Here is an 18059-nt window from a genome sequence, read left to right on the forward strand (position 1 = left end):
TTTCCTTAGAAAGGAGGTGATCCAGCCGCACCTTCCGATACGGCTACCTTGTTACGACTTCACCCCAGTCACCTATCCTACCTTCGACTGCTGCTTCCCTAAGGTTCGCTCGCAGGCTTCGGGTATTACAAGCTTCCATGGTGTGACGGGCGGTGTGTACAAGACCCGGGAACGCATTCACCGCAGCATGCTGATCTGCGATTACTAGCAACTCCATCTTCATGTACTCGAGTTGCAGAGTACAATCCGAACTGAGAAAGACTTTTTGAGGTTGGCTTAATATCACTATCTCGCTTCCCTTTGTATCTTCCATTGTAGCACGTGTGTAGCCCAGGGCATATAGGGCATGATGATTTGACGTCATCCCCACCTTCCTCCGATTTATCATCGGCAGTCTCTTTAGAGTCCCCATCCGAAATGCTGGTAACTAAAGATAGGGGTTGCGCTCGTTGCCAGACTTAACTGAACATCTCACGACACGAGCTGACGACAACCATGCACCACCTGTATTGAGGCTTCCGAAGAAGAGGGTATATCTCTATACCGGTCCTCAGTATGTCAAGCCCTGGTAAGGTTCTTCGCGTTGCTTCGAATTAAACCACATGCTCCGCTGCTTGTGCGGGTCCCCGTCAATTCCTTTGAGTTTCATGCTTGCGCACGTACTCCCCAGGCGGAGTGCTTAATGTGTTAACTGCGGCACCGAATTATTCCGATACCTAGCACTCATCGTTTACAGCGTGGACTACCAGGGTATCTAATCCTGTTTGCTACCCACGCTTTCGTTCCTCAGCGTCAGAATGAGCCCAGTAAGTCGCCTTCGCCACCGGTATTCTTTTTAATATCTACGCATTTCACCGCTACACTAAAAATTCCACTTACCTCTACTCTTCTCAAGATATGCAGTTTCAAATGCTTACAGTAGTTAAGCTACTGCCTTTTACATCTGACTTGCATTTCCGCCTGCGAACCCTTTACGCCCAGTGATTCCGGACAACGCTAGCCCCCTACGTATTACCGCGGCTGCTGGCACGTAGTTAGCCGGGGCTTTTTCTTATGGTACCGTCATTATCTTCCCATATAAAAGAACTTTACGACTCGAAAGCCTTCATCGTTCACGCGGCGTCGCTGCATCAGAGTTCCCTCCATTGTGCAATATTCCCCACTGCTGCCTCCCGTAGGAGTTTGGACCGTTTCTCAGTTCCAATGTGGCCGTTCACCCTCTCAGGCCGGCTACCCATCGTCGCCTTGGTGGGCCGTTACCTCACCAACTAGCTAATGGGACGCGAGTCCATCTTAGACCACCGGAGTTTTGATCATTAGTGCATGGGCACCTATGATTTCATTTGGTATTAATCCCGGTTTCCCGAGGCTATCCCAATGTCTAAGGCAGGTTACTCACGTGTTACTCACCCGTCCGCCGCTAATCCATCTTATCTTCACCCCGAAGGGATCTGTCAAGATTTCATCGCTCGACTTGCATGTGTTAAGCGCGCCGCCAGCGTTCGTCCTGAGCCAGGATCAAACTCTCAATTAAAAATTTGTATGACTCATTAGTTTTCTCAAAACTAAACGAATATCTGGTTTGCTTGTGATTCTTTAAAAGAATCTGTGATTAAATCACGAATTGTTTATCTATCTTCACACTATTTAATTATCATGTTTCATGCGCTACTTTTTTGAAGTAGCTTGTTTATTATACTACCGTGTTTTTTCTTTGTCAAGTATTTTTTACAATTTATTTAAATTGTTTTTACTTGAAACTCGGTAATATTTTTTGCTGTCTTAAGTGACAACTTCTATATATTAGCACCTAGAAAATCATCTGTCAACTGTTTTTTTTATTTTTTTAAATCTTTTTTTCTAAAAAATAACAGCTGCATTTCTTACAGCTGTTTTATATTACTATTTATATTTTCCTTTGTCAAGCAGTTTATAAAAACTTTTTAAAATTAATTTACACTGCCTTTACTTGATAGTCTAAATCCTTAATTCTCTTCATATCATCTTCTATACTTATGCCCTTTGTTGTAAGAAGTACTCCCGATATAGCTGCATTGGCACCAGACTTAAATGCTGATTTACCAAATTCTTCCATTAGTGATCTTCCACCAGCTAATCTTATTAGGGCCTTAGGCATAATAAATCTAAAGGTCGCACAAGTCCTATTTACTTCTTCCATTGGCAGTGGTTCATTATTTTCTAAGGGAGTGTTCTTAATAGGATTTAATAGATTAATAGGTACTGAGTGTACATCTAGGTCCCTTAACTGTAGTGCCATGTCAATTCTATCTTTGAAGTCTTCTCCTAATCCTATGAGTCCTCCTGAGCATATTTCCATTCCTGCTTCTTGAGCTGCCTTTATTGTTTCTATCTTTTGATCGTAAGTATGTGTCGTGCAAATTTCTGGGAAGAAGTTTCTTGATGTTTCAAGATTGTTGTGGATTCTTGTTATACCAGCTGCCTTTAATTTTTCAAAGGATTCTTCTGATATTATTCCTCCTGAAATACATACCTTTATTCCCGGTGCTTGTTCATATATCTTTCTCGTAATGCTGCATATCTTGTCTATATCTTTTGGTGTGAGTCCCTTTCCACTTGCTACCATTGAGTATCTTGGAATTCCCCTATTGTATTTATCTAGGGCATCCTTTACTATTACGTCTTCATCTAGAAGATCGTATTCTTTTACATTTGTATGATAGTGACCTGATTGGGCACAAAATTTACAGTTTTCTGAACACTTACCACTTTTGGCATTTATAATAGTACAAACATCAAAGTCATTGCCACAGAAATATTCTCTAAGTTCATCTGCAGCCTTTGTTAGTTCATCGTAGTCGCTATTATAAACTTCTATTGCTTCTTCTCTTGTTATTACGTAACCATTTTTTATTTTTTCTTTTAAATTATTTATGTCCATATCTTCAACTCCTGAAATTCATTATATATTTCAGGAGTTTTATTGTCAATTTATTTTAAATTTTAGTTAACGTAATGTTCAAAGACTCCAAACTTTATTTTTTCTCCCAGTCCTCTAAACTTGCTTTCGTATTCTGTCACAATGTTTTGTGGATATTCTTCAAGCTTCATGTCAAATTCTTTTACAAGTGTAGAGAAGCCTTGATCTTTAAAGTAATCTAAGCTTTCTTCAAATAGTTCTAAATCATCTGTCTTAAAATAAATTTGTGATTTTGGTTTTAATATTAGCTTATACTTTTCTAAAAATCTTGGGTAAGTCAACCTTCTCTTCTTATGTCTTAACTTTGGCCAAGGGTTACAGAAGTTTATATAGATCCTGTCTAGTTCGTTTTCGTCAAAGTAGTCTAAGATGTTTTCAGCATTAATGGGCATTGCCCTAACATTGGTAAGCTCTTCGTCTAATATTTTTCTTGTTGCATAAATAAGTGCATTAGTTTCAATATCTACCATTATATAATTTATATTTTTATTTAATTTAGCTGATTCGATAGTAAAAGTTCCCTTGCCAGCACCAATCTCTAAATAAATTGGATTGTCGTTGCCAAAGACCTCTTTCCACTTCCCCTTATTCTCTTGTCCATTAAAAAATACATAAGGATTTTCAGCCATTTCAGGTATTGCAAAATGTTTTTTTCTAAGTCTCATTTTCATTCTCCTTTTTGTCCTATGGAATTATAACATAAGCTATCTTAGTGTCAACAAGATTTGTATTTTCTTTTGATTATTTTCAAATATAAACAATAAAAAAAGCCAACCTCTTTGGCCGACTCTCTCCTATAAGAATATTTCTTTCTATATAATAATGAATTTATATTTTCCATCTACTTGGCAAAAATTTATGACTTCATAATTAATATCTAGTTAACAAAAAACTATAACTTCATATTTTTTTATTAACTAACAAAAATTTATTACTTTCCTAAAATCTATAAGTCATCATTTCTTTTTAGCTATCCTAGTCCTTCCTGTCTTGTAATCTATGTCTACGCCTTCTTCAATATTTTTTGCAAAGACCCTGAAGTTAATTTTCTTGCCACCATCTTCAATGCTATAGGCTTCCATAATAACTCCCCTTGCCACAAGTTCGTCACCCTCAAAAACTGGAGTCACCCTATACCTTACCTTCTTGCCAGTATCCTTCATGTAAGAAGCAACAGCATTCTCAAAGGGGAGCATCCCCTTGGTATTAAAGGATCTTGTCCCAGTCATGAGGTTCTTCCAATTGTCATTCTCTCCAGTCATTTGATAGGCAATGAGATGGCACCTGTTGTAAACTGCTCCACCCTCAACAAAGTCATAAAACTTTTGATGCCATCCTGAGGGATACACTTTCGATATATCGCCCCTTGATTCTTTAGGCATTGACTCACGACTTAATAGCGCATTGGCAGGCCCAACCCTATTTAAGTGATCTAGGTTTGAATAATGAGCAAAGTCTGGACCCATCTTTAAATCCTCTTCAGAGAAATTAGGCGGATTTTTATCTATCTCATAGTAGATGCTTGATTCATTGACCTCGTAGGGGTTATCAAATATTGATAAAAATCTTTCTAGTTTATTTAAGTATGGTCCATTGTAGTTTACGTCAAAGTCCTGAAGTTGCTCTTGTCCAAATAAAAATCCAATTAGGGTAAGGACTAGGGCTCCTATGACTTTAAAGTTTTTATTTTTCTTCAATAATATTGTCCCCTCTCTAAATTAAATTTTTTTAATTTAAATATGCTGTCAAATTGTACAGTATTTTTCATTATATATGATAAAGTCAATTTAAAAAAGTTAATGAGAGGCCAGAAATCTTAAAAATGCTTAAAAATAGGACAAAAGACTTCACAAAAAATTTTTTTAATAATATAATATCCTTGCTTTATTTATAATTATTATGTATTTTACATAAAATATTAGGAGGAAAAATGGAAAATCAAAATAATAAACCTAAGCCAAGTTTGGCAGCTCTGCTTCCCTTTCTTGTCTTTGTACTAGTTTACATGGCTACGGGAATTGTCCTAAACCACCTAGGTGTCGAAATGGCATTTTACCAAGTGCCAGCCCCAGTATGTATCTTGCCAGCAATTATACTTGCCTTCATTATGTTTGAGGGAAGTGTTGACGACAAGTTTAACGACTTCGTAAGAGGTTGCGGCGACGAAAATATTATTATAATGTGCCTCATCTACATATTGGCTGGCGCTTTTGCAACAGTCTCTAAGGAATCAGGAGGAGTCGACTCAGTTGTTAACTTTGCCCTATCAATTATTCCCCTTCAATTTATAACAGGTGGAATCTTCTTAATAGGCTGTTTCATTTCTATATCAACAGGAACTTCTGTGGGAACAATCTCTACAGTTGGCCCAATAGCAGTTGGACTTGCTCAAAAGGGAAACCTTCCACTAGCCCTAGTCTTGGGTTCTCTTGTTGGAGGAGCAATGTTTGGAGACAACTTATCAGTTATTTCTGACACAACAATTGCTGCAACAAGAACTCAAAATGTAGATATGAAGGACAAGTTTAAGGCAAACATAAGGATGGCCCTTCCTGCAGCTATTATTACCTTTATAATTTTATTGGTAGTTGGAAAACCAGAAGCCCTTCCTACATTAGAAGACCGTCCCTATAATCCAGTCTTAATTATCCCCTACTTATTTGTACTCATCTCTGCAATAGCAGGCATGAATGTATTTTTAGTTTTAACAAGTGGGATAATTTTATCAGGAGTAATTGGGATAGCAACAGGTGCCCTTGACCTAATGACCTTTGCCCAAAATATCTTCACAAGTTTCTCTGGCATGTTTGAAATATTTTTATTATCCATGCTAACTGGTGGGCTTTCCTATATGGTTTCCAAAAATGGAGGAATCGACTGGCTAGTCCAAAAGATAAGGAGCTTTGCAAGAGGACAAAAATCTGCAGAAGTTTCCATCGCCCTTCTCACAGCCCTAACTGATGCTGCAACAGCTAATAACACAGTGGCAATAATAATCGACGGACCAGTTGCAAAGGAAATATCAAATGATTTTAAAATTGATCCAAGAAGATCAGCTGCTCTCTTGGATACCTTCTCCTGCGTTATGCAAGGAGTCATCCCTTACGGGGCACAAATCCTAATAGCAGCAGGACTTACAAAAGAGCTTGGTGCCGGCGCAGTTTCACCTATGGAGATAATTCCCTTCTTGTGGTACCAAGGAATACTTGCAATCTTTGCAATCGCATCTATCTTTATTAGATATGCAGATCCAAGTGGCGATTGGGACTTTGAAAAAGATGAACTAAAAGAAGAAAATTAAATCACAAAATAATGTAAGAGAACCCCAGACCTAAGCCTGGAGTTCTTTTTTCATTTCATTATAAAGTTTATTTATCTTTATCCTACATTCTGTAAAATTATCCATATAACTCATCTCTGCGATTACATCTTGCATCTCATATCCTAAGTCAGATACCCTTTCACTTTCTTTAAAAATCATCTCGTTGTTATCTATAAAATAGTCTTCTAAATCATTAAATAAATCCCAATCATTGTTGGAAGCTTCAGCAAATAAGACCTTCTCTATTTCTTTAAAAAAATCATCAATTATACTCATAAGCTTATTGCACTCCTCCCTGAAAACAAAATTTACTATATAAGCTTTAAAACAAAAACACCCCAACTTAAATGTTAGTGTACCTTATTAGCTTCTTTTATCTTGTCTAGTATCCTCTCTATCCTGACTAATCTTTCTTGATTATCTCCACCTGATTCTAGTTCCACTATTTCTGTTTGCAGATCAAAACCTAGTTGAGCCACCTCGTCGTTTTTCTTATTAATTTCATCGAAGTTATCTAAAAAGAAGCTTTCAAGCCCGCCAATGCTACGGACTGCATCTTCATTATCAAATCTTTCCAGACCGCCTTCTATTTCCTTTATGAACATATCAATTATTTTTTTCATAATCTTTTCTCACCTTTCTTTTTTTTTCTTTGGAGATAACTTTAACAACTTCCATTTTTGTAAAATTAACCCTACATATGCGGGGACTACTATCATTTCTACCGCCTATTAGAGTATGGGGTGAATCACCCCCGCATGTGCGGGGACTACATGGATTGGCTGTTTGTACTGGCTACTCTAACAGAATCACCCCCGCATGTGCGGGGACTACTATTCTTTCTCCACCAATTCATCTTCAATTTCAGGATCACCCCTGCATGTGCGGGGACTACAACTTGGGGTCGCTGTCAAGTATCAAAGTTATAGGATCACCCCTGCATGTGCGGGGACTACAGGATCAGGCGCAGGGAAATAGTTTATATTTTGGGATCACCCCCGCCTGTGCGGGGACTACTGTGTTTCTTTTATCCTCTTCCTTAGCTTGGGAGGATCACCCCCGCCTGTGCGGGGACTACGATGCTGGTCCCATCACTATTCGGTCTTTTAAAGGATCACCCCTGCATATGCGGGGACTACCTACGATGTCGAAGCACCCACAATAAGATATCAGGATCACCCCTGCATATGCGGGGACTACTCTTCTCCATCAAATCTTACTTTAGCAGTCCCAGGATCACCCCTGCATATGCGGGGACTACTCATAGTGCCTAACTACTCTATTTAATGGTATAGGATCACCCCTGCATATGCGGGGACTACCTGTCAAATCATTAACCCTAGTATTTACACCAGGGATCACCCCTGCATATGCGGGGACTACCAAAAATCTTCCTGTATTTAAAAGTACCATCCAGGATCACCCCTGCATATGCGGGGACTACATTAGGATTGTACTTGCAGATGAGGTTGACAGGGGATCACCCCTGCATATGCGGGGACTACAACAATTCATTATTTTCTTCTAAATATAACCTAGGATCACCCCTGCATATGCGGGGACTACACAAGGTTGAGTTTGGCTTATCAAATGTACACGGGATCACCCCTGCATATGCGGGGACTACTTTCGTTCACACTTGGAGATGATATGCCACTCAGGATCACCCCTGCATATGCGGGGACTACTAGTTTTTTCTTTATCTCCCTTACCTTCGAAGAGGATCACCCCTGCATATGCGGGGACTACTCCCAGGCTTCTCCAGTCTTTTCAGAAAATTCAGGATCACCCCTGCATATGCGGGGACTACGAATATTCTAAAAAAGAATCAAAGGAAGAATTAGGATCACCCCTGCATATGCGGGGACTACATAAACAAGATATCTTGATGTCCGTATCCATCAGGATCACCCCTGCATATGCGGGGACTACCACCAACTCTTCTTTCAAGTTCTGCCACTGTCAGGATCACCCCTGCATATGCGGGGACTACCTATACAAGTGTGCCCAGAACTTTCTAATCCCAGGATCACCCCTGCATATGCGGGGACTACCTATTCTTTTAATGGGAAGTTATATCAATCAGAGGATCACCCCTGCATATGCGGGGACTACAGACACTATCCCGCAACCATCGTTATTCATTTGGGATCACCCCTGCATATGCGGGGACTACCTATCCTGTAAAGCATCAACTGTATTTGAATTGAGGATCACCCCTGCATATGCGGGGACTACACTTAAAAGATCCCGTAACTATCTCATTTCCATTATAAAATATCCCATAATTTATTCACTTTATGAATTAATTTTTCTTCCAGAATTGCATCTTCAAGAGCTCTGTGAGGAACTTTTTCATCAATGCCATAGGATTTTAAAACAGTTTCTAGCTTGTAGTTATTCAAAAATAAGTTATCTTTTTTTACAAACTGCATGATATCATAAACTTTATTATTTATTTTTGCCAAGCCTTCTTTTTCTAATGAGGAGTTTAAAAATTTTATATCGAAAGCAACATTATACCCTAGTATTATTGTGTCACCAATAAAATCAATAAACTCTTCTAATGCTCTTTTTAGTGGAATTCCTTTTTCCTCTAGCATTTCATCGTCAATTCTTGTTAAACTTTTTATTTCTTCTGGTAATTTTCCTTCAATTCTTATAAATCTTTGAAAGTTTTCTTGTTTTTCTCCAACTTTTACTACTCCAATCTCTATTATATTATCATTGAAAGGATTTAGTCCATCGGTTTCTAAATCCAAGACTGCATATTTTTTTATCTCTTTTTTATCAATGGATTTTTTCACTTTACTATGCTCTATATTTTTTATTTTTTTTAAATTGATCTGCTTTTGAAAATCCTTCTTTTAGACTTTTATCTTTTTCTTTAATTTCTTTTTTTATTAATACTAAAGGCAAGCCTTCAGAATCTAAAACTTCCCTGTCTCCATTAATAGTCTCAAATTTATAACCAATTTCATTTCTATAATAGTAAGATATTGTTGCTTCTCCGTCTTTTAAGTTATCTTTTACTCGATCCCAGAGCTTTTCTCTTACTTTTGTATTTAAGTTACCAACATAGACTCCACTTGCAACTTCTTGGAGCCATTTTGTTAAATCTCCTCTAAGGGAACTTGGAACTTTGGAAAGAGTTATTACTGTAAAAGGCATTACAAATCACCTTCTGTATAATTAACTCCATATTTTACCAATTTACCTTTCTCATCCCAGAGATTTATTGTCTCTATTTTTATATCATCTTCTGGATTTATTTCCATTAAGTACTGCAGGTCTTTCACGATTTTTTTCATTAATTTTCCATCTACACATTTATCTCTAAGTCTAAGTCTGGCCAGTCTTCCTATATCCTCATCTTCTGTGACTTCACTTGCTAATTTAAATGCAAGGGGTATTGTGTATTCAGCTTTATAGAGGTCGGCTATATCATATACAAAGGATTTGTCGTGTCCTGTATGAACAAATCCTAATCCAGGTGACATTCCCAAGGCAACAATTACACTGTGACAAATGCCGTAGAGAGCTACATTGGCGGCAGAGAGTGCTTTATTAACAGGGCTCCCATCTTCGTAATTGTTTGGATCATAGTCTCTTTTTGTCCAATCAATTTCATATCTCTTGGCTTCTTGTCTATAAAGATTTCTTATTCTAGCTCCTTCTCTTCCTCTTAATTGTTGCATTGTTAGTTTCATTACATCTTCACCAGGAAATCTTATTTGATACATCTTTCTTGCAACTAATAGTCTTGTATTTCTATTAGAAAATAGGACTGCTTGTTTCTCTAGATATTTAGTTGAATGGGCAAGGGGCCTACCATTGGCATAGAACCTAACTCCTCTTTCACCAACCCAAATAATTGATGTTCCTGTGTCTCCTAATAGTTCTACTGCCCTATGGCTTATGTCTGTACCAGGTCCTAATAAAAGTATTCCAATTATGGCAGCAGGTATCCTCACAATACCTTTGGAGTCCATAACAGTAAGGGCACCATCTTGCCTATTAATTTTTGCGTGCTCTACATAAATAAAACTAACCCTATCTTCAATACGTGGAAGCTCAGTGAGTTCTGGCTTTTTTGGTCCAATTAAGTCTGTCATATCACTTCACCGGTATAACTGTAATCATTCCAAATCCGTAAGCTTTTTCTCTACCCATTCCATGGGTAAGAATTTTTAAAAACTTTTCTTTATCAATAATTTTTAGTTTACCTTCATAAACTACCTTATTTAATTTTATATGTCTTGTACCCTTCCTTCTGAGTATTGGATGGGATTTTTCTACAATTTGAAATCCATTTTCCTCAAGTTCAAATCCATTTTTTTCTGACCTATCAAGTAAAAATTTCATTTGATCCTCTGTGTTATAGCAAGGGTAAATTTTTCCTCTTTCTCTTTCTTCTTCTTTTTTTGAGACTATTGGATTAAGTGTTGCCCTAAATCTTAAAATCTGTCCTTCCTTCAAACTTTCTAAAAAAGTTTCATAATCTTTTGTTCTTGCTGAGTTAGCTACTCCATACTTTTCCAATATTTCTAAATCGGGTTTGCTCTCCGATACGACCAATAAAAAACTTTTGCCATTGATTTTATCAATCCTCCAAAGTTTTCTACTTCTATTTTCTTTTTCTATTTCATCTGGAAAACTCATTTCTACCCAATTATGGTAGGCTCCCAGGTGGGTTAGGTCTCTAGTTTTTCTTCTGTTATTAAGGTCAATTTCAACTTGTGATATATACATATTAACCCCCAACTGCTCCAAAAGCATCATGATCAGTTTCTCCAACATCCCTATCAACTTCAACATATATAGTTGACTCGCCCCTATACTGGAACTTCCTTTCTTTTTGAGAGAATGAAACCACATCATCCTTTTTAAGTTTTTCTTTTCCAGTTTTTAAAATTTTAGAATCTCCATAAATTTTTAAATTATTATTCTTATTTTGTCTATAAAATTTGTTGGCCTGCCATTTGGTCTTTTTTAAAAGTTCAAGTGGATCATCTTCAAAACAACCTATAATAAAATCATAATTTACAGGGCAAGATCTTCTTCCAAGAAAATTTTGGAAATATGGTCTCTTTAAAGCCTCATAAACTTTATCGATGAAGTCATTATCTTCGTGACTTAAGACAACTAAAAATATAGCATCAGATAGGTAATATCTATTTGTAACATAATTCCTTTCGAGTCTTCCATTCTTTTTATATTTCTTGGCAATCTGATAGTCTCTTAAAAGAATCCCTGCTTGATCAACCCTAGTTGCAAAGTTTATTTCTCTTAATCTATTTATTTTTTCGTCTTCATGTCGTCTATAACCAAGGGCAGCTGCTAGCATCCCAAGGACTCCACTTTTTGAAGGGTAGTCATCTGTATGTCTTGTCTCAAAATTCGAGCTTGTCCCCCAGGACTGTAAGGGACCTTGAAATTTTAATAAAATACTTTTCAATTTACTCACCCAATTCGTCAGGTATTATTTCACCAAGTTTATCTCCTAATTCTTTTAATAGTTCCTTAAAATTATCTTCCTTCTTTACGCCTTCTATCAATTCAAAATCATCTAATGATATACAGAAAGTAGCTATAGGTTCTTCAACAAATTTTTCAGCCTTCTTATATTCTTTTAAAAGCTTTTCAACAGATTCTTTGACAAAACCTTGATTTTTATATGCTTTTACTGGATTTTCAAAGGCACTTACTAGGTTAACTGGTCTGTCTTTTCTCAAGCTAACCATAATAAATGATGGAATTGTAGTGTTTGCAAAAGTGTTTACCTTGCCTGTTGGAAGTGACTTTGCAAAAGCTTCTACAAAAAGTTTTATGGCATTAATTGTTTCTTCTTTATCTGATAATTGTTTATAGAATTCATGAACTGCCACATTTGCATACCTGTAAAGGGTTGATGAATTATATTCTATTGTTCCAAGCATTCCTGCACCTGCATTGTCCTCTTCTTGTAAGTCATCTACAGCAGTGAAAAAATCAAATTCAGTTTCAACTGAGTGAGTAGAAATTGCATGTGCAACTTGACATGAAGCGTCTTCATTTAGTGATGGATCGTCTGCGACCATTCTTCCAAAAAGTGCAATATCAACAGCTGGGTCATCTTTTAACATTTCTTTAATAAGATTTTTATCCTTTACTCCATCTACTGCTGCCCTTGCTAATTTTTCTGCCTGAGTATTTCCCATAAAGAAAAGAGCTGTCGTTTTATTATCTTTCGTTTTTAGTCCACCAAGTTTTAGAAGGTCATTAGCCATTTTTATAGCATCTTCTTCTGAGATGTTTCCATCTATTTTTTCAATCTTTGATCCTATATATTCTGGGATTTTATAACTTCTTATACCTACATTACTATTTTTTGAATCTTCCAAGAAGTATGACCTAATTGCCCTTTTCCAACTTTGGGAACTCACTCTTGCTCTTCTAACTCCACCATATTGTGCAGTTTTTGGACTTCCTGTATCATCTCTATTAATGTTTGATGGTGGCAATGTTTGAATCGCATTTACGTCTAGATAGATATTGTTATTTTTCATTTTTCTTTTCTCCTTCTTTTTCACTATTAACAAAATAATACCTGCTTGCCCATGAAAATTTTACTTCTTCTCCATAACCTCTCAAGTACCTATATAAATCTCTAGATAGCCTTGGATAGTCCACCTTTGCATCAGTTTTTGACTTTAATAGCTTTATCATTTGTCTTAGATGGTGAGAAAGTTCTTGAAAGGTTGTTGATGTTACCATACTATTAAATCTTCTATCCACAGCTACAGAATCTCCATCTTTCCTTAAAGACCTAAGCGAATAGCCCAAATTTTTCCACTTTTCACTATTCTCTTCTAGGAGTACACTTTCTGTTTTAGACTGTTGGTGTATTGCGTATAATTGAATAGTTGTTATAACTGCTCTCTCTTCATCAGATATTTTCCCATCAGTACTTAAAAAGTCCTCTGGCATGTATCTGAATAGAAGGGTTAATAAATCAGTTGACTCTGTAAGTGGTCTATTAACTGAATTTCTAATATTAGCCATTGTTGCCCTAGCATTTGCAGAGCTAGTGTCAGAGTTAATTTCTTTGATAATATTTCTTGTAACTGACTCCACTCTAAAAGTTTTATTACTAGTTCTTGTCATTTTCTCCTCCTATCCTATTGTTTTGTTTAAAATATTTATAAACTTATTATAAATTGTGGCGATATTTATAATTTTTCCATCTTTTTCTATTCCCCTATAGTCCCTTGTGTTGGCTTGCGATACCATTTCTCTCGCTTCATTTATGACAAGAGATTTTAAAGTTACCTTCCACTCTCTTATCTTTTTATTTTTTTCATCTTCTTTATTTATGCTGGCAAGCCAATCTTTAAAGGGTTCGTTTAATTTATAATAAAGTTCTTCAACTTTTTGCTTTTTAAAATCCTTGCTCTTGTCATTTCTAACAGTCATTAAATCAGAAATAAAATATCCATAAATTCCACCCACAACTTTCTTAGCCAAATTAACTTCAGAGTCTATAAGAGGAACCCATCCTTCTTTATCGATGTCTGTCAAAACTTCTTCCTTGATTGCTAAGGAGTCAAAAACTTCATCCACTGGAACCCATGAAGTGGCATTTCCATCATCTTTCATGCTTATTGATTTAATAATTAGATTATATTCACCAATTTCTTCTTTTCTTTTATTGACATACTCAATAAGTCCTGGAGCTTTCACTTCATTATTATCTTCACTTATATTTGCTACTGTTCCAAAGGATCTCCAAAGTGCTTCACCCGAATTGTGTTTTTTTGGCTTAAATTTATCTTTTTCCGGTCCATTTGTATCTAATCTCCAAAGAGTCATGGGTTCTAAAAAAGCATCCAAGTGATTTATCTCAGGTATTTTTACAATTTCAAAATTAAAAGCATCATTAAAATCTTTTTCACTATCAATATATATTGCCCTAGACCAGTTCGTATAGAGTTCTGCAAGATTGTCTGGATCTCTATAAGATAAATAATTTGATATGATTTCAGAGCTATCAAATTCCCAACAAGGTTTTTCAACTATCCCAATATATTCTTGTATAGGATTTGGCAAAATTAAGTTCAACATTAAAGTATCAAATAAGTTATTAGCTTCAAAATAAATCCCTCCTATATCAAAAAGCCAGCCCTTTGAATTTGGTATTTTATATTTTTCTTTTCCAAAGATTACCTTATCTGATAAACCCGAATAAGCTTGAAAAGTCAAAAGCCATCTCAAAGCCTCATCTTCTTTTAATATTTCTTTGTTTTTTCCCTTGTCATACTTAGGTGAGAAGAGAGCAACTTTATTCCCACTTTCTGAAATCATACGATTAATATTTTTCCCACTAACAGAACTTGGATTTACCTTATTAATTTTTGATCCATCTATTTCTTCCTTCCTAACTTGATAGAAGGGATATTTGTCATCAAGAAAATAGAAGTGGTCCTCCCACATTCTCAAGTAGTCACTGACAATTTCAGGGAACTTTTTAGTCGACCAGAGTTTCTTCCATGTCTCCTCTAGGCTGTTGGTATATTCATCATCTAAGTAATCTTCATCTACATCGTCAACCTGCATAAACTTTTCATCTAGGACAATACCAGGATGAGGCTTCCCATGATAATCAAACCTTGAAAAGACTGTTTGAAGGACTGCCAGAAGAAGTCTAGTCATTGCAAAGTCTTGGGTCTTCGTATCTCCAGCCAAGCCCTTAAATTTTTCTGCATTTTCAAAAATATCAATGAGGGAAACTTTTTTGTTTTTCAAACTTTCATTTTCAATAACAGGAATCCACGACTCATTTAGTAAATTGTATTTTCCCAAAATCTCTCACCCTTTCATAAAATAAGCCAAATTTTTCATCATATGTTAGCTTATAACCATTTAAAACAAAGCTATTATCTTCATCAAAAATAACTCCCAATGACCCCCTTAACCAGGTCTGCCTTTGCCAGTCTGATAAATTTTTCCTATTATATTCTTCAAGTTCCTTTATAGTCTCTTCAAAAACTTTTGGATACCTGCTTAACGCTAAAGGAAGTCTTAAAGATTCTCTCGCAATAATTTTTGCTGTACTTGGATTGTCTATATCTTTTGATAAATCGAGGCATTCTGAAAAAGTCCCATAACCTTCCGAAAGCTTCTTTAAGGCTATAACTTCTATAGTGTCCTCAATATCTCTTACTCTTGCATAACCAACTTCTTCACTATCTATTGGAACTGGAGTCTCAAGCAAACCAACTAAAGTCCTCTTAAAATTCCTGTCTGGCTTATCTAGTCTGTAAGTCTTAGCTCTTTGCTCCTTATTATTTATTTTTACCTCTCTCTTTTTACAACTTTCTTCCATAAGAATTAGTAGCTCATCGTCTAACTTAACTTCTCCATCTTCATAAACTTTGTTGACTAAGTTAGGTATATCACTTGGGATCATTATAGAATCCGGTAAAAAATACTGACTTCTCATAAGTATGTACTCATCATAGATTGCTTTAGACTTCTCTTCATAATTAAATTTATCATTAGTTCCTATTACATAAAGAGTAGGACTTTTATAAACATCACTTCTTTTTATTTCATGCCTTTGAAGCCTGCCAACTCTTTGAATTAAAAGATCTATGGGACAAAGTTCACTGATCATTACATCAAAATCTAGGTCCAAACTTTGCTCAATAACTTGTGTTCCAATTATAATTTTTCTTTTGGGTCTTTCTGCATTTTTTGATACCAAACTGAGAAGTAAATTTTCTTTTTTAACCCTATCTGTTGCGATAAAATTTGAGTGCAGAAGTTCTACTGCGTCTTCTCCGAAGTGTAGCTCACATTCTTTTGCTAGGTCTTGAGAGTCCTTCACTGTGTTCATAATAACCCCTATTACTCCTTCATTTTTATAGAGTTCAGAAATTATATTAATTAAATTTTCCTTTTCTTCTCTAATCACTTTTATCTCTTTATCAACAGATATATTGAAGTAATTTTTAAATTTTATCTCATCACCATCTGTAAAAGTAATTAGTGGATAATCAGTAGATTGAACTTCTTCTGGTTTTTTCACTTCCTTCCACTTAAGTCCTCTTCCTCTCATATAGTTTTCGATTAACTTAATTCTACTATTAATAGGAAGAGTTGCTGATAAAATAATCACAGGTATCTTATAGGCACCCATCCAACGTAGTGCTTGGTCTAAATATTGCATCATATAGCTATCATAGGCATGCGCCTCATCTATAATTACAACTTTTTTTGTAAATCCAAGATGCCTCAAAGCCAGGTGCTTTTGTTTTAAGGAAGTAAGTAAAAATTGGTCAACTGTCCCAACAATAAAATCATCTAGGGCAGTTTGCTTTCTACCTGAGAACCATTCATTTGTAATTACACTTCCCTCAATACTATCTTGGTCAATATTTTTTGCTAAGCTAGTGAAATCTTCATTTAAAGCAGCTTTACTATGTACCAATCTTAAACTAGTATTGCTGGCTAATTCTCTTGATAAATTTTCCAGCCAGTCTTCAACTCTAGAAAACATACCATTAGAAGTTGCTTGCGTTGGTAGACCAAAGAATAAACCACTTCTACTCGTCTTATACATTAACTCTTCTGCTCCTACCAAAGCAGCCTCAGTCTTACCAATTCCCATTGGGGCTTCTAATATTATAAGTCCCGGATCTTTAGATTGATCAATAGCTTCTACAAGGCCTCTTTGTATATCATTAGGTGCATCGAACCCAAACCTATTTTTAAAAATTTCTTCTATACTTTCCAGATTATTTATTTCTATGCAATCGTTTTTGTACCACTTATACCAAGCTTTCTGGAATCTACCTATCATGTCATCTACTTCAAAAGACTCAATATCTATTAGTGGAAAATATTCTTCATTGCTTGCAATCCAATCCGCCATAATTAATAGACCAGATAGGATAAATGCTCCAGCCTGGGAAATTTTTGGGATATCTTCAACTCCAGAAAACCCGGCTTCATCTAAGGCCCAATCAAAAATCTTTTTCTGTTCTTTTTTCCACTTTTTATGTACTTCACTCTCTTCGTCTTCAACTTGAAAATAATTTACACCATAGGAAGTCTTTTGAGTCTCAATAAGTCTTACACTGTCAATAGGCTTACCGTGATGACCTCCAACAATTGATGCTACATCTTCTCCTACTCCAAAAAAAGAAAGTATGGATTGTCCAACAATAGTATGGTGGCTCTTGTTAGCAAGGACTCTGTCAAAATTTTTCAGATTCTTGTATCCACTTGACTCCAATCTTTCCATTAAATAATCATCAAGATCTTTAGAATTATTATAACCCCTCATCGTTTGGAAGGCTGGGGTACACTTACCTATATCATGAGTTAAGGCTAAAAAAATAGAGAGGTTCTTTGCTACTTCCTCTCCACTCTTTCCATTATTTTCAAAAATCATGGAGTCTACGATAAATCTTTTCTGACCTCTACTTAAAAAATGCTCCCAAAGGCCATTCATAATATTTTTTGTGTCCTCTAAGTGTTGTCTTAAAGGAAGCCATTTAAAAAGTCCATTCTTCTCTTCTTTCTTCGCCCACAAAAATTTATTTATCATATTTTACTCCTGTCAATAAAAAATATTATTGTCTATAATAAAAGTTTAACACATTAATTTCTTATTTCAATTATTTGCTTTGATCTTTATTTGCTTTTTCTCATTCAAACTTTTATTTATATAAAATTTTTTTTGAAGTAAAAAATAGTTTATCAATCCCTATTTTTGTAATTTTCTTCTATTTA

The 18059-nt window shown here is 35.8% G+C and carries 15 protein-coding genes, 1 rRNA gene and 1 CRISPR repeat array; of the genes, 1 reads left to right on the plus strand and 15 read right to left on the minus strand.

The features are described from left to right. Nucleotides 1-9: 9 nt before the first annotated feature. The 4 genes from DRZ96_RS01820 to DRZ96_RS01835 form a co-directional block, all read right to left on the minus strand. A 16S ribosomal RNA gene (locus tag DRZ96_RS01820) occupies nt 10-1534 on the minus strand. A gap of 420 nt (nt 1535-1954) precedes the next feature. Continuing rightward, nucleotides 1955-2920, minus strand: coding sequence for a biotin synthase BioB (gene bioB / locus DRZ96_RS01825; protein WP_112889346.1), 966 nt, complete (start codon nt 2918-2920; stop codon nt 1955-1957). Nucleotides 2921-2982: 62 nt separating this feature from the next. Continuing rightward, the gene (trmB, locus tag DRZ96_RS01830) at nt 2983-3624 is read right to left on the minus strand and encodes a tRNA (guanosine(46)-N7)-methyltransferase TrmB (protein ID WP_112889347.1); all 642 of its coding nucleotides are present in this window, start codon (nt 3622-3624) and stop codon (nt 2983-2985) included. A 291-nt stretch (nt 3625-3915) separates the two neighbouring features. Further along, entirely contained in the window at nt 3916-4656 is a 741-nt protein-coding gene (locus tag DRZ96_RS01835; RefSeq protein WP_112889348.1) for a DNA/RNA non-specific endonuclease, read from the minus strand. Between the two features lie 233 nt (nt 4657-4889). Between DRZ96_RS01835 and DRZ96_RS01840 the strand changes: the two genes are divergently transcribed. Further along, nucleotides 4890-6260 (plus strand): Na+/H+ antiporter NhaC family protein, encoded by a 1371-nt coding sequence (locus tag DRZ96_RS01840; RefSeq protein WP_112889349.1) that lies wholly within the window; start codon nt 4890-4892, stop codon nt 6258-6260. Nucleotides 6261-6290: 30 nt separating this feature from the next. On the opposite strand, the gene DRZ96_RS01845 is transcribed toward DRZ96_RS01840, so the two are convergent. From DRZ96_RS01845 to cas3, 11 genes are all read right to left on the minus strand, one after another. After that, on the minus strand, nt 6291-6557 hold the full coding sequence (locus tag DRZ96_RS01845; RefSeq protein ID WP_112889350.1) for a hypothetical protein: 267 nt from the start codon (nt 6555-6557) through the stop codon (nt 6291-6293). Nucleotides 6558-6631: 74 nt separating this feature from the next. Beyond that, entirely contained in the window at nt 6632-6904 is a 273-nt protein-coding gene (locus tag DRZ96_RS01850; protein ID WP_112889351.1) for a hypothetical protein, read from the minus strand. Nucleotides 6905-6965: 61 nt separating this feature from the next. Continuing rightward, a CRISPR array of direct repeats spans nt 6966-8519; the repeat unit is 29 nt; unit sequence AGGATCACCCCTGCATATGCGGGGACTAC. A 32-nt stretch (nt 8520-8551) separates the two neighbouring features. Then, a complete protein-coding gene (locus DRZ96_RS11585) occupies nt 8552-9088 on the minus strand; it encodes a 3'-5' exonuclease (RefSeq protein ID WP_236587208.1) in 537 nt (178 codons plus the stop codon). Between the two features lie 4 nt (nt 9089-9092). Next, on the minus strand, nt 9093-9452 hold the full coding sequence (cas2e, locus tag DRZ96_RS11590) for a type I-E CRISPR-associated endoribonuclease Cas2e (RefSeq protein WP_236587209.1): 360 nt from the start codon (nt 9450-9452) through the stop codon (nt 9093-9095). Then, nucleotides 9452-10396 carry a type I-E CRISPR-associated endonuclease Cas1e gene (cas1e, locus tag DRZ96_RS01860; RefSeq protein ID WP_112889352.1) on the minus strand — a complete coding sequence of 315 codons (945 nt, stop codon included), beginning with the start codon at nt 10394-10396 and terminating at the stop codon, nt 9452-9454. Before cas1e ends, cas2e begins: the two co-directional genes overlap by 1 nt. A gap of 1 nt (nt 10397) precedes the next feature. Further along, nucleotides 10398-11033 (minus strand): type I-E CRISPR-associated protein Cas6/Cse3/CasE, encoded by a 636-nt coding sequence (gene cas6e, locus DRZ96_RS01865; RefSeq protein ID WP_112889353.1) that lies wholly within the window; start codon nt 11031-11033, stop codon nt 10398-10400. Nucleotide 11034: 1 nt separating this feature from the next. Next, complete coding sequence (gene cas5e / locus DRZ96_RS01870) at nt 11035-11748, minus strand: type I-E CRISPR-associated protein Cas5/CasD (RefSeq protein ID WP_236587210.1); 714 nt, start codon at nt 11746-11748, stop codon at nt 11035-11037. Beyond that, entirely contained in the window at nt 11741-12829 is a 1089-nt protein-coding gene (gene cas7e / locus DRZ96_RS01875) for a type I-E CRISPR-associated protein Cas7/Cse4/CasC (protein WP_112889355.1), read from the minus strand. The genes cas5e and cas7e overlap by 8 nt, the downstream gene beginning before the upstream one ends. Then, the gene (gene casB, locus DRZ96_RS01880) at nt 12819-13427 is read right to left on the minus strand and encodes a type I-E CRISPR-associated protein Cse2/CasB (RefSeq protein WP_112889356.1); all 609 of its coding nucleotides are present in this window, start codon (nt 13425-13427) and stop codon (nt 12819-12821) included. The genes cas7e and casB overlap by 11 nt, the downstream gene beginning before the upstream one ends. A 9-nt stretch (nt 13428-13436) precedes the next feature. Further along, the gene (locus DRZ96_RS01885) at nt 13437-15122 is read right to left on the minus strand and encodes a type I-E CRISPR-associated protein Cse1/CasA (RefSeq protein WP_112889357.1); all 1686 of its coding nucleotides are present in this window, start codon (nt 15120-15122) and stop codon (nt 13437-13439) included. Further along, nucleotides 15097-17874 (minus strand): CRISPR-associated helicase Cas3', encoded by a 2778-nt coding sequence (gene cas3 / locus DRZ96_RS01890; RefSeq protein WP_112889358.1) that lies wholly within the window; start codon nt 17872-17874, stop codon nt 15097-15099. Before cas3 ends, DRZ96_RS01885 begins: the two co-directional genes overlap by 26 nt. Between the last annotated feature and the right edge of the window lie 185 nt (nt 17875-18059).

This window comes from Peptoniphilus harei (genome assembly GCF_900454685.1).
GTDB classification, from domain to species: domain Bacteria; phylum Bacillota; class Clostridia; order Tissierellales; family Peptoniphilaceae; genus Peptoniphilus_A; species Peptoniphilus_A harei.

Bases quoted from the DNA above. Each gene is read 5' to 3' on its own strand.
- cas1e (WP_112889352.1), bottom strand. From the start codon at position 10,396: ATGACAGACTTAATTGGACCAAAAAAGCCAGAACTCACTGAGCTTCCA.
- bioB (WP_112889346.1), bottom strand. From the start codon at position 2,920: ATGGACATAAATAATTTAAAAGAAAAAATAAAAAATGGTTACGTAATA.
- DRZ96_RS01845 (WP_112889350.1), bottom strand. From the start codon at position 6,557: ATGAGTATAATTGATGATTTTTTTAAAGAAATAGAGAAGGTCTTATTT.
- cas6e (WP_112889353.1), bottom strand. From the start codon at position 11,033: ATGTATATATCACAAGTTGAAATTGACCTTAATAACAGAAGAAAAACT.
- casB (WP_112889356.1), bottom strand. From the start codon at position 13,427: ATGACAAGAACTAGTAATAAAACTTTTAGAGTGGAGTCAGTTACAAGA.
- cas3 (WP_112889358.1), bottom strand. From the start codon at position 17,874: ATGATAAATAAATTTTTGTGGGCGAAGAAAGAAGAGAAGAATGGACTT.
- cas2e (WP_236587209.1), bottom strand. From the start codon at position 9,452: ATGCCTTTTACAGTAATAACTCTTTCCAAAGTTCCAAGTTCCCTTAGA.
- cas7e (WP_112889355.1), bottom strand. From the start codon at position 12,829: ATGAAAAATAACAATATCTATCTAGACGTAAATGCGATTCAAACATTG.
- DRZ96_RS01840 (WP_112889349.1), top strand. From the start codon at position 4,890: ATGGAAAATCAAAATAATAAACCTAAGCCAAGTTTGGCAGCTCTGCTT.
- DRZ96_RS01850 (WP_112889351.1), bottom strand. From the start codon at position 6,904: ATGAAAAAAATAATTGATATGTTCATAAAGGAAATAGAAGGCGGTCTG.
- trmB (WP_112889347.1), bottom strand. From the start codon at position 3,624: ATGAGACTTAGAAAAAAACATTTTGCAATACCTGAAATGGCTGAAAAT.